7 protein-coding genes are annotated in these 12,823 nt (G+C 46.0%); all 7 read left to right on the forward strand.

The window, feature by feature from the left end; all coding sequences use genetic code 11:
• Window positions 1-90 precede the first annotated feature (90 nt).
• The 7 genes from dpaL to IUZ65_RS21185 all read left to right on the forward strand — a co-directional run bounded on the left by dpaL (window position 91) and on the right by IUZ65_RS21185 (window position 12,822).
• Window positions 91-1,272, forward strand: a complete 1,182-nt coding sequence (gene dpaL / locus IUZ65_RS21155) for a diaminopropionate ammonia-lyase (protein ID WP_229638336.1) — start codon at window positions 91-93, stop codon at window positions 1,270-1,272.
• Between the two features lie 120 nt (window positions 1,273-1,392).
• Window positions 1,393-2,610 carry a YgeY family selenium metabolism-linked hydrolase gene (locus IUZ65_RS21160; RefSeq protein WP_195705998.1) on the forward strand — a complete coding sequence of 406 codons (1,218 nt, stop codon included), beginning with the start codon at window positions 1,393-1,395 and terminating at the stop codon, window positions 2,608-2,610.
• A gap of 202 nt (window positions 2,611-2,812) precedes the next feature.
• A complete protein-coding gene (gene hydA, locus IUZ65_RS21165) occupies window positions 2,813-4,252 on the forward strand; it encodes a dihydropyrimidinase (RefSeq protein ID WP_195705999.1) in 1,440 nt (479 codons plus the stop codon).
• A gap of 79 nt (window positions 4,253-4,331) precedes the next feature.
• Window positions 4,332-5,234: a carbamate kinase gene (arcC, locus tag IUZ65_RS21170; RefSeq protein ID WP_195706000.1), complete on the forward strand. Its 903-nt coding sequence runs from the start codon at window positions 4,332-4,334 to the stop codon at window positions 5,232-5,234.
• Between the two features lie 241 nt (window positions 5,235-5,475).
• The gene (locus IUZ65_RS21175) at window positions 5,476-7,107 is read left to right on the forward strand and encodes an NAD(P)-binding protein (RefSeq protein WP_195706001.1); all 1,632 of its coding nucleotides are present in this window, start codon (window positions 5,476-5,478) and stop codon (window positions 7,105-7,107) included.
• A 9-nt stretch (window positions 7,108-7,116) separates the two neighbouring features.
• Complete coding sequence (gene nifJ / locus IUZ65_RS21180) at window positions 7,117-10,716, forward strand: pyruvate:ferredoxin (flavodoxin) oxidoreductase (protein ID WP_195706002.1); 3,600 nt, start codon at window positions 7,117-7,119, stop codon at window positions 10,714-10,716.
• Between the two features lie 417 nt (window positions 10,717-11,133).
• On the forward strand, window positions 11,134-12,822 hold the full coding sequence (locus IUZ65_RS21185) for a ShlB/FhaC/HecB family hemolysin secretion/activation protein (protein ID WP_195706003.1): 1,689 nt from the start codon (window positions 11,134-11,136) through the stop codon (window positions 12,820-12,822).
• Window position 12,823 lies beyond the last annotated feature (1 nt).

The following is a 12,823-nucleotide window of genomic DNA, read 5'->3' on the forward strand; positions in this document are numbered from 1 at the left end:
GCCATTTATGCGGGGGCATCACATAGATTCCCCGCCCATTCCATTTAATTCATTCAATGAGGTCTGGTCGTGTCTACATTCTCTCTAAAAATGGAGATTGCTGATAATCGCCATTATAACGGTAAGCAATCCCCTCTATTCACCATTGATGAAGCGGAAAAAGCCCGTGCTTTTCATCAAAAAGTTGAAGGTTACCAACCAACGCCATTGCATTCTCTAGACTGCCTAGCGAAAGAAATTGGCCTTGGTAAAATATTAGTCAAAGACGAAGCGTATCGTTTTGATTTATGTGCATTCAAAATGTTAGGTGGTGCATACGCAATTGCTCGCTTACTTTGTGCAGAGTATTCACTCGATATTAATAATTTTGATTTCGACAAATTGAGAAACGAAATATCGGAAAAAATGACCTTTGCCACCGCAACAGACGGAAATCACGGACGTGGTGTGGCATGGGCAGCAAGTAAACTGGGTCAAAATGCAGTGGTTTATATGCCGAAAGGTTCGGCAGATGAGCGAGTTAACAACATCCGTGCTTTGGGTGCAGAGTGTATTGTGACGGATATGAACTACGACGATACCGTTCGTTTGGCTATTAAAACGGCAAACAAGAACAACTGGAAGATCGTGCAGGATACGGCGTGGGAAGGCTATACCGAAATTCCAACGTGGATCATGCAAGGTTACACCACAATGGCCGCGGAAGCTGTCGATCAAATGAAGCAACAGAATGTTGAACGTCCTACTCATGTATTTTTGCAAGCTGGAGTCGGTGCGATGGCAGGTGGCGTGCTTGGTTATCTTTGTGACATGTACGGGGCAGACAAGCTTCATTCGGTCATTGTCGAACCGGATCTTGCCGATTGCATTTATCGCTCAGGTATTAGTGATAAAGGTGAAATGGTCAACGTAGAAGGCGATCTCGCCACCATTATGGTTGGTTTAGCATGTGGTGAACCTAACCCAATAGGCTGGCCAGTACTTCGTGACTGCTCTACACAATTTGTGTCTTGTCAGGACAGCATCGCTGCACTTGGTATGCGTGTGTTAGCAAATCCGTTAGGCAGTGACCCTAAAGTTGTATCAGGTGAATCCGGCGCGGTTGGCGCAGGTATGTTAGCGGCTATTTACTATCACCCCGAGCGTGAGAAGTTGATGGAGAAACTTGGATTAGACCAAGATTCTATTGTGCTTCTTATTAACACCGAAGGCGATACCGACCCAGTGCATTATCGTGAAGTGCTGTGGCAAGGCAAACACCCAACGCTTTAACAAAAACAATTAAAATTCAGGTTAATGCGCAGTAACCGTCATCAAAAAGAGCGCATCAACTCTCTATGCAAATCATCATGCCGAACACGATGACCACCGTTCGGTTCAAGGAGCATTACAATGACAATGACTATCCCATTCCACAAAGTTGTGGAAAAAGCTCAAGACTATAAAGCAGACATGAGTCAGTTTCTACGTGACATGATTGCGATTCCAAGTGAAAGTTGCGATGAAGAAAAAGTCGTATTACGCATTAAAGAAGAGATGGAAAAGGTCGGTTTCGATAAGGTAGAAATTGATCCTATGGGTAACGTATTAGGTTGGATCGGTCATGGCCCTCACCTAATTGCAATGGATGCACATATCGATACCGTTGGTGTTGGTAACATGGACAACTGGGATTTCGACCCGTACGAAGGTATGGAAAATGACGAGATAATCGGCGGTCGTGGCGCTTCAGATCAGGAAGGCGGTATGGCTTCAATGGTGTATGCGGGTAAGATTATCAAAGATCTTGGCCTTGAAGATGAGTACACATTGCTCGTGACGGGTACGGTTCAAGAAGAAGATTGTGATGGTCTTTGCTGGCAATATATCATCGAAGAAAGCAACATTCGTCCTGAATTCGTTGTATCCACTGAACCAACAGATTGCCAAATTTATCGCGGTCAGCGCGGTCGTATGGAAATTCGAATCGATGTTGCAGGCGTAAGCTGCCATGGTTCTGCTCCAGAACGTGGTGACAACGCTATCTTTAAGATGGGTCCAATTCTAAGCCAGCTTGAAGGCTTATCTCACAAGCTGAAAGATGACCCATTCCTAGGCAAAGGTACTCTAACTGTTTCTGAAATCTTCTTCACTTCTCCAAGTCGTTGTGCAGTAGCAGACAGCTGTGCTGTTTCTATTGACCGACGTTTAACGTGGGGCGAATCATGGGAAGGGGCACTTGAAGAAATCAGAGCGCTACCAGCAGTACAAGAAGCCAAAGCGGTCGTGTCAATGTACGAATATAACCGTCCAGCTTATACCGGTCTGGTCTACCCAACTGAGTGTTATTTCCCAACATGGTTGATCGATGAAGATCACGTTGCAACAAAAACTCTGGAAGCCTCGTATGAGTTGTTGTTTGACAAAAAACCGACCGTTGATAAGTGGACCTTCTCAACCAATGGTGTGTCTATCATGGGTCGTTATGGCATTCCAGTCATCGGTTTTGGTCCGGGTAAAGAGCCAGAAGCTCACGCTCCAAACGAGAAAACTTGGAAAGACCATCTGGTTACTTGCGCAGCAATGTATGCGGTTATTCCCCAAATGTATTTAGAAGAGTTGAAAAAATAGAATTTGATGCTGTTTAGACAGCGTCACTAAAGAATTCCATCCCGAGGGTTTCAGTATGCTCTGCCTTAATACTGGACTTATATCCTCCTCGGGATGGATACATTAACGATAGCGAACGCTTTTCAAAGTACCTCACACTCGCAGGTATTTTGAAAAGATATTCACGAATATGACAACGTCTTAACGTTAACAAGGTGGCGATATGGTTTTTAAGCGTTCTTTTTCCACACAACGAGATACACAATCTGACGGAACTTCATCGGCTATGCTTATTCGTCAAGGAATTGTGGTCGACCATTTAGAGGAAAAGAAAGCTGACGTACTGATTGTCGATGGAAAAATTGCGGATATTAGCGAAACCATCTCAAGCTACCCTGAGGAAACACGCATCATCGATGCAAGCGGCTTATACGTAATGCCGGGTGGCATAGACGTTCATACTCATTTCAATATTGATGTCGGCATTGCCAAGAGTTGTGATGATTTTTATACCGGTACCCGAGCGGCGGCTTGCGGCGGCACCACCATGGTGGTGGACCATATGGGATTTGGACCTAGAGGGTGTAATCTCCATCATCAATTATCGGTTTATAAAGAGTATGCCAAAGATACGGCCGTTATTGATTACAGCTTCCATGGTGTGATTCAGCATATCAACGATGAGATACTGGCTGAAATGGCCTCTATGGTTGAGGTTGAAGGTATTTCTAGTTTTAAACTTTACCTCACCTACGGTTACAAACTTGACGATGAGTCCGTTTTACGCGCATTGACACAACTAAACAAAGTGAATGCCCTCACTACTGTGCATCCAGAAAACGATGCCGCCATAACGTTAAGGCGTAATCAGCTTCTGAACGAGGGGAAAACAGCCCCTAAATATCATGCGCAAAGTCGGCCGTTAGAGTGCGAAGCAGAAGCGATTGCCAGAATGATAAATTTGGCAAAACTGGCCGATAATGCACCGCTGTATATTGTGCATTTATCCAACGGGCTAGGGCTCGATTATGTGCGGCTTGCCCGCCAAAACCATCAGCCTGTCTGGGCCGAAACTTGTCCGCAATACTTATTGCTCGACGAGAGCTGTTACGAGCGTGACGATGCGCTGAAATTTATTCTTAGCCCGCCACTTCGACCTGTCGAAGAGCGCGAAAAACTGTGGCAGGGTCTGATAGACGGCAGTATTGATACCGTTGCAACTGACCACTGTTCGTTCACTTACTTAGACCAGAAACAGCGTGGAAAAGATAACTTCAGCACCTGTCCAAATGGGTTGCCCGGTGTCGAAAACCGGATGCCACTTCTTTTTTCTGAAGGGGTAATGAGTGGACGAATGAGTCCAAGTAGATTTGTAGAATTAACCAGTTACATGCCAGCGAAATTGTTCGGAATGTTTCCACAAAAGGGCAATATGGCAAAAGGTTCTGATGCTGATTTGGTGCTGTTTGACCCTAAGCAACAGATAACGATTACTCACGATTTATTACACGACAACACAGACTACACCCCGTATGAATCCATGCAATGCTTAGGCTGGCCAATAATGACCATTAGCCATGGGCAGGTTGTCGCGTGTAATGGCGAATTTATGGGGGAAGCTGGGAATGGCCGCTTTGTTCGCCGACAACCGTTTTCACGTTAATCACATCTTAAACCTAATGAAAAGGCGAAAGATGTCGCGGAAAACGGCTCAGACCATAATTATAATTTAAGGAGTTAACATGAAACCCATCGCAGTTGTGGCCCTTGGCGGCAATGCATTACTACGTCGTGGCGATGCGCCAAGTTTTGACAACCAACTGGCTAATATTAAAGTTGCTGCCAGAGCGATCGCCGAAATAGCCGACAAATACCAAGTGGCAATCGTCCATGGAAATGGGCCACAAGTTGGTCTGATAGCCCTGCAAAATTTAGCTTACGATAAAGTTTCACCATACCCTCTTGATGTGTTGGGCGCGGAAAGTGAAGGTATGATTGGTTATATGTTGGCTCAAGAGCTACAAAACCTTCTTCCTGATACGGAAGTAACCAGCCTATTGACTCGTATTGAAGTTGATCGCAATGATCCTAGTATGCTTGACCCAACGAAGTTTGTTGGCCCTGTTTACAACGAAGAAGAAGCCGGAATTTTGGCTGAAGCGAATAACTGGATAATGAAACGTGACGGTGATTATGTTCGCCGTGTTGTGCCATCACCTAAACCAATTAACATCATTGACAAGAAATCGATAGATACCTTGCTCGCGGCGGGTCAAATTGTGATCTGTTGTGGCGGTGGCGGCATTCCAGTTTGTCGAAACGAAATAGGGTATCAAGGAGTTGAAGGTGTTATCGATAAAGACCTTTCCGCCACCTTGTTGGCAAAACAACTTAACGCTGACAAATTATTGATTCTAACGGATGCGGACGCCGTCTATCTTGACTGGGGTACGGATCAACAGCGTGCATTACGAACAGCAACACCGACTCAGCTCAGCCAATACGTGTTCCCTGCCGGCTCGATGGGACCTAAAGTAGAAGCCGCCGCCGATTTTGCGACGTTTGGTGGGCGAGCCTACATTGGTGCGCTTGAAGAAGGCGTAGAAGTTCTCGATGAGAGAGCAGGCACCTGCGTATCAGTATAGTCGTTCATTTTTTCCACGATACTTATTCATTTATTCGGCCGTTGGATTTTAGGATGAAAAGATCCAACGGCCTGATCAGGTTGGTAGTAAAAACAGAGACGTAACGTTACCTAAAAATTCTTATCACTAGGCACTGTGTTTGAAGGGGGAAATCTAAGAATAGACCTCCACGACCACGTATTCACGCCGCAACAGTACGTCTCTTGATTTTACCAACGACCAGACAACAAGGTAAAATACTATGATTAATTGTTCTAAGGATATGACCTTACCACCAGACCTTACCGTGAAAAAAGGCTCTGGGCCAGTTCGAACTAAATTTCCAATCTATTCTAACTCCCTGCCACCCTGTAATCATGCCTGCCCAACGGGCAGTAATATTCAAGAATGGTTATCGCTTGCTCAATCAGAGCAGTATGAAGAAGCATTTCAGGCCCTTATCAAAAACAACCCGATGCCCGCTATTCATGGTCGGGTTTGTTATCACCCTTGTGAATCCGCTTGCAACCGTACCAATGTAGATCAAGCGGTGAGCATCCACGCTGTTGAACGTTTCCTTGGTGATCAAGCACTAGAGAAAAAATGGCCCGTCAGATTTAAGGCTGAGCCAACAGGCAAGCGAGTTCTCATCGTAGGATCAGGCCCAAGTGGTCTTGCAACGGCCTATCACCTGAAGAGAAAAGGGCATGATGTAGAAATCCGTGACGCAGCACCAATGGCAGGTGGCATGATGCAGTTTGGTATCCCGGCCTACCGTTTACCAAGAGATATCCTTGAAAATGAGATTGCCCGTATTGAAGCGATGGGCATTAAAATTGTGCTTAATCATAAGGTCGAAGATTTACTAGCAGAGAAAGTCAAAGGCCGATTTGATGCTGTTTTTCTTGCCATTGGTGCCCATGTTGGTCGTGGAGTGGATATCCCTAATGACTATCCAGACAAGGTGATTGATGCCGTGTCTTATCTTCGAGCGATCGAAATGAATACGGCGCCAAAACTGGGTCAACGTGTCGCTGTATATGGTGGTGGTAATACGGCAATGGACGCCGCCCGCACGGCTCGTCGAATGGGTGCCGATGTCACGGTTATCTATCGTCGTGACCGGGAACATATGCCAGCACATGATTTCGAATGTGTTGAAGCAATGGATGAAGGTGTGCGCTTTAATTGGCAACGTACAATCAACCGGATCGACGGCACCGCATTTACGCTAGAAAAAACGTCGATTGACGAAAATGGTCGCCCGCATCCAACGGGTCAATTTGAAACGGTAGAAATAGACTCTCTCATCTTGGCGTTGGGTCAAAATATCGATACAGAACTGACCGAAAATATTCCAGGCGTTGAGCATAAATGGGATGGCAGCCTAGAGGTTAACGACCAGATGATGACGGGGTACCACGGGTTGTTTGCTGGGGGTGACATGGTTCCTTGTGATCGTACCGTAACGATTGCTGTTGGACATGGTAAAAAAGCCGCTTCTCATATCGATGCCTTTCTCAATAAACGATTGTTCAGCAAGGTTTCCAAGCAGCCTCTTGTTCAGTTTGACAAGCTGCATTTGTGGTACAAAACCGATGCAGAGCAGAGTGAGCAACCCGCAATTTCTGTGAGTAAACGCGCCACCTCTTTTGACGAAGTGGTGGGTGGATTGACAGAAAAAGAGGCGTTGTTCGAGGCTCAGCGCTGTTACTCATGTGGCAATTGTTTTGAATGTAATGGTTGCTTAGGTGCTTGTCCGTATGGCGCGATAACCCACCTTGGAAAAGGCAAGGGTTATAAAGTGGATTACAACAAGTGTACCGGATGCGAAGCGTGTTATTCGCAATGTCCTAGTCATGCGATCGAAATGGTCGCGGCGGAAATGGAATAGGAGCTGATCATGATAGAGAAAAATAACCCCGTTATGCATACCTGCGACGGAAACGAAGCCGCGGCGCATATTGCTTATCGTGTCAGTGAAGTGTGCGCGATATATCCGATCACGCCTTCATCTACGATGGCCGAATTAGCCGACCAGTGGGCTTCTGAAGACCAACGAAATATCTGGGGAAATATTCCTCTTATAGCAGAAATGCAAAGCGAAGGGGGAGCCGCGGGTACCGTGCACGGCGCTTTACAAAGTGGGGCCTTGACCACGACCTTCACCGCGTCTCAAGGGCTCATGTTGATGCTGCCCAATATGTATAAGATAGCCGGAGAACTGACCTCGGCTGTGTTTCATGTGGCCGCACGATCACTGGCCGCACAGGGCTTGTCTATATTTGGTGACCATCAAGATGTCATGGCGGCGCGAGGAACGGGATTTGCGTTGCTCGCTTCTTCTTCCGTACAGGAAGCCCATGATATGGCGCTTGTTGCCCATGCCGCAACGCTTGATGCGCGAATTCCCTTTATCCATTTTTTTGATGGTTTTAGAACCTCGCATGAGGTGAACAAGATAAACCTCATCGCGGATAAAGACATTCGCGCCATGATCTCCGATGAATTAGTACGAGCCCACCGTAATAGAGGGTTGAGTCCTGATTCACCTTTCATTCGTGGCACCGCACAAAATCCAGACGTTTATTTTCAAGCACGAGAAACGGTGAACCCTTATTATGAAAAAACACCAGGGATCGTAGAATCGTGCATGGAAAAACTGGGTGAGCTTACCGGCCGCCACTATAAGTTGATGGAGTTCTTTGGTGCTCCCGATGCAGAGCACGTCGTCATCGCGATGGGGTCGGGTGTTGAAACGATTAAGGAAACCGTCGATTATCTCGTAGCGCAGGGTAGAAAAATAGGGGTATTGCAAGTCCGATTGTACCGCCCACTGTCTGCCAAGCATTTGTTGGAAGCGTTACCGCAAACGACAACCAAACTCACCATTCTAGACAGAACCAAAGAACCAGGAGCGAATGCTGACCCATTGTATCAAGATATATTGACGGCATTGGTGGATAATCAAGAGCATTTCGAAAAAATGCCTCGATTGGTCGCTGGGCGTTATGGCTTATCGAGCAAAGAATTTACCCCTGCCATGGTTAAATCTGTGTTCGATAACTCAGCATTAGAGAAACCCAAACACCATTTTACCGTGGGTATCATTGACGACGTCAGTCACTCACACTTGGATGTAGATAACCGCTTTGATATTGAATCAAACGATGTTGTGCGTGCCATGTTTTATGGGTTGGGTGCCGACGGAACCGTGGGGGCAAACAAAAATACGATTAAAATTATTGGTGAAGACCCACATTATTTTGCACAAGGGTATTTTGTTTATGACTCAAAAAAATCGGGTTCACAAACTGAATCTCACTTGAGGTTTGGGCATCATCCAATAAACAGCCCGTATTTAATTCAATCGGCTAACTTTGTGGCCTGTCATCAGTCTACCTTTGTTGAAAGTACAGACATGCTTGCGAAAGCAGCGGACAACGCCATTTTCTTACTTAACACAACGGAATCGGCGCAAACCGCATGGGATAGTTTACCTGTGCGTATGCAGGAGCAACTGATCAGTCGCAACATGCAGTTGCATGTCATTGATGCGTACAAAGTCGCTCGTGATACCGGAATGGGTAATCGCATTAACACCATTATGCAGACCTGCTTCTTTGCTTTGTCCGGTGTGCTTGAAAAAGAACTGGCGATTGACAAGATTAAGAAAGCAATCAAAAAAACCTATACCCGCAAAGGCCCAGAAGTGGTTAAGAAAAACTTTGCAGCGGTTGATCACACACTTGCCCATCTGTATCAAGTAGACCTTCCAGAAAAAGTAACGGCCAGTGAACAGATTAAACCGGTGGTATCTGACAATGCGCCAGAATTTGTTCGACAAGTTACCGCGCAAATGATGGCAGGTAAGGGGGATTTGATCCCTGTTTCAATGCTGCCCGTGGATGGAACTTATCCTTCTGGAACCACTCAGTGGGAAAAACGAAACATAGCTCAGAAAATACCGGTATGGGAAAATGAAGCGTGCATTCAATGTGGTAATTGCAGTGTTGTTTGCCCCCACGCCGCGATTCGCGCCAAGTTCTATGATAAATCAAAATTGGATGAGGCTCCGGAAGGCTACAAGTCTGCTGGTATTACCGCGCGTGGTTTTCCTGATACTCGCTATACGTTGCAGGTTTACGCAGAAGATTGTACAGGATGCAGCCTATGTGTTGATGCGTGTCCTATGGTGATCCAAGAAGCGTCAGAAGGACAACCAGAACGTAAAGCGATCAATATGGAATTGAAAGCCCCATATATGGAGCAAGAGAAGAAGAATCTAGACTTCTTTGAAACGCTATCCTACAACGATAGAGCTCGAATTGATTTCTCGAATGTGCGTGGTGTTCAGTACCTACAACCCCTGTTTGAGTTTTCTGGTGCGTGTTCAGGGTGTGGTGAAACCCCTTATCTCAAGATGGTCTCTCAGTTGTTTGGTGATCGATTAATGGTCGCGAATGCAACGGGGTGTTCTTCAATCTTTGGTGGTAATTTACCCACGACACCATGGTCGAAAAACACAGATGGACGTGGCCCTGCTTGGTCAAACTCACTGTTTGAAGACAATGCAGAATTTGGTTTTGGTTTCCGTTTAGCGGCGGTTAAGCAACACGAAATGGCAGAACAGTTGTTGATGGATAATCGTGAACATCTTGATCCCTTGTTGGTTGATCAGCTGTTGAACGCAGAACAGCTGACAGAAACCGATATTCAGGCTCAGATTAAACGGGTGAATACCTTAAAAACTGAGCTAGATACGGTAACGACAGAATCTGCGTTAAATCTCATGTCTGTTGCAGACCAGTTGATCCGTCGCTCTATTTGGATTGTTGGTGGTGACGGCTGGGCATACGATATAGGTTCAAGTGGGTTGGACCATGTACTTGCTAGTGGTGCAGACGTTAATGTCTTGGTGATGGATACAGAGGTGTACTCCAATACAGGTGGACAGATGTCGAAGTCAACGCCTTTAGGCGCCGTGGCCAAATTTGCGAGTGCAGGTAAGCAAGCCACCAAGAAAGATGTTGCCATGCAAGCCATATCCTACAATAACGTGTATGTCGCAAGGGTTGCTTTAGGAGCCGACCCTCAGCAGGTGTTGTTGGCCATGCGCGAAGCCGAAGCTTATAAAGGCCCGTCTATCATCATTGCCTACAGCCACTGTATTGCTCATGGTATCAATATGGAAGATGGCCTAAAGCAGCAGCAATTAGCGGTGAAATCTGGTCACTGGCCACTATTCCGCTATAACCCATCCCTTCGTGATGCTGGTGAGAATCCATTCTCGCTTGATACATTAAGGCCGACCATTCCACTAGAGGAGTATCGTTACAACGAGGAACGTTTCCAAACATTACGCAGGAGTAATCCAGAAGCCGCAGCAGAAATTACTGCAACGGCGCAGCATGTTGCGAAACGCAAGTGGCAGCTATATGAAGAGCTGGCAACGCGGCCACAAGGTTCCATTGCACCTCATGCCGAGTTAGACACGCACTAAATGGTAAAGAGCCCGCTGAATTAGCGGGCTCTTTCGTGTTGCTGTGTGTTTATTATGATGTTGTTATTATTGACGTTGTATCCCTCTTGTAAAGTTATCACCCCTCTTTCTTTTTTCTGTATAGCTCAAATTTCTGCGATGTTCTATAGGCATAAGATTTATGGTTATTGCCCAGTTCTGATATTGCACTGTTCACCTGTAGATGTAACGTAGTAAATGGGCGTCATTTTTAGCCATGTCGTTATTTATGCAAGTATCAATAATATATTTAAAAGCCCATGATGTAGTTCCTAATCTACTTTTAAAAATTCATTGGTTAATTTGTCGTCATTATATTGTGATATTAATTCCATAATCATATGGTGTGGGGCATGTTTTTCCATCAATTAAGTCAATGAAAATGAGGAGTTATCGCCAATGAGCACTAAATTAGATAATGGTTCCTCTATTTTTGGCTGTAAGTTTACGTCATTGCTTATAGTTGCTTTAATAGCTCAAAATTCAACGTATTGCGTTGGTGCCCCGTTAGTGAATCAAGATATTGAGCGCGAGCAAGCCGAGCGTCTAGAACAAATCGAACGAAACAAGAAAGCGCTTGATTCATTGGTCCCTATACAGCCTATTCTTGCGCCGCCTATACAAACTTCAGCGCAATGCTTTGATATCAAGCAGGTGTCTTTTGTCGGTAACAGCCAAATGGAGGCGTCCACACTGCTTGCCATTACGGACTTTGTTCCGGCTTGTTTAGGCATTAACGAAATCAACGAATATCTGCGGCTCATTACCAATGCCTACGTTGAGGCCGGTTATGTGACCTCTCGAGCCTTTCTCGTCCCTCAAGACCTTTCTTCTGGCGTGCTCACCATTGAGATAATAGAAGGGCGATTAGAAAAGGTGCTCTTTAACGGTGAGCCTCAAGGGTTTTTAAACAACGCCTTTCCTCAGCGCAATCACCCCATACTTAACCTACGAGATATTGAGCAGGGGCTTGACCAAATAAACCGCCTTTCACGTTACAACGCGCAAATTAAGTTACTGCCCGGCCGCGCTAAAGGGATGTCGATTGTGGATATTCAAACCAATGCTGGCTCATTCGGCTACGTCGGGATAGGGATAAATAACGGCGGCCAAGAATCCACAGGTGAAGAGCAAGCGGGCATTAACGGCGGGATAGAAAACGTCTTTGATGCGTTAGATAAATGGACGGTGTCGTTAAACAAAAGCAGTCAGTTTGTCTCAGACAAAGATTCCGAGAGTGCCTATCTTGCCTTAGATGTTCCTCGCGGTTATTGGAATGTGGGCATACGGACGTCCTACAGCAATTATTTTACAACGTTTACTAACAACAATTTTAGCTTTAATTCCAGTGGCCGAACCAACAGCGTTGACGTCGATGTGAATTGGCTGTTTCATCGAGACAGTGTCAGTAAGTCCTCAACGAAATGGGGGGTGCATCATCGCCGAGAAAAAAACTACATATTAGGTAACCTACTCAGCGCCGGCTCTCGCAACGTCAGTTCAGCGTCGCTATCGCTGAGTCACAGTACAAGGTTAGGCGGTGGTTTTTTTACGGTTTCACCAAGGTTAGTGCTCGGAACCGATTGGTTTGGTGGGAAAGAGGATTCAGGTAAGTCGAGTGCGGCATCCGAAGCACAGTTTTATAAAGGCACGCTCACGACCAGCTACAGCTACCCCATTATGTCGGATTTAAATGCCAGCAGCACACTCTTTGCTCAATGGAGCAATGACACCTTGTACGGAAGTGAACGCCTGAGCGTTGGCGGTGAATACTCGGTACGTGGCTTCAAAGGTCGTTCGATTTCGGGTGACGAAGGGTATTACTGGCGCAACGACTTGACTTATCAACTGGGTCAGTGGCCAGTGATTGGTAAGGTGAGCAGTCAGTTGGCGTTGGATACTGGCGGCATAAAAAAAGATAAATTGGATACGCTAGAAAAAGGCTCAATTATGGGGGCCAGTGTCTCTTTGATGGCGCGCGGTACTCATTATGCCAGTTCGTTTTCGGTGGGATTCCCCATTCAAAGTCCGAGTCGTTTACACGCGGATGACGTCGTTATTTATTACCGCGTAGACCTAAACCTGTAAG

Origin of the sequence: Vibrio sp. VB16, assembly GCF_015594925.2 — a bacterium.
Taxonomy (GTDB): domain Bacteria; phylum Pseudomonadota; class Gammaproteobacteria; order Enterobacterales; family Vibrionaceae; genus Vibrio.

Excerpts from the sequence above, each read along its gene's own strand:
- dpaL (WP_229638336.1), top strand. The coding sequence starts at position 91 with ATGGAGATTGCTGATAATCGCCATTATAACGGTAAGCAATCCCCTCTA.
- IUZ65_RS21160 (WP_195705998.1), top strand. The coding sequence starts at position 1,393 with ATGACAATGACTATCCCATTCCACAAAGTTGTGGAAAAAGCTCAAGAC.
- hydA (WP_195705999.1), top strand. The coding sequence starts at position 2,813 with ATGGTTTTTAAGCGTTCTTTTTCCACACAACGAGATACACAATCTGAC.
- arcC (WP_195706000.1), top strand. The coding sequence starts at position 4,332 with ATGAAACCCATCGCAGTTGTGGCCCTTGGCGGCAATGCATTACTACGT.
- IUZ65_RS21175 (WP_195706001.1), top strand. The coding sequence starts at position 5,476 with ATGATTAATTGTTCTAAGGATATGACCTTACCACCAGACCTTACCGTG.
- nifJ (WP_195706002.1), top strand. The coding sequence starts at position 7,117 with ATGATAGAGAAAAATAACCCCGTTATGCATACCTGCGACGGAAACGAA.
- IUZ65_RS21185 (WP_195706003.1), top strand. The coding sequence starts at position 11,134 with ATGAGCACTAAATTAGATAATGGTTCCTCTATTTTTGGCTGTAAGTTT.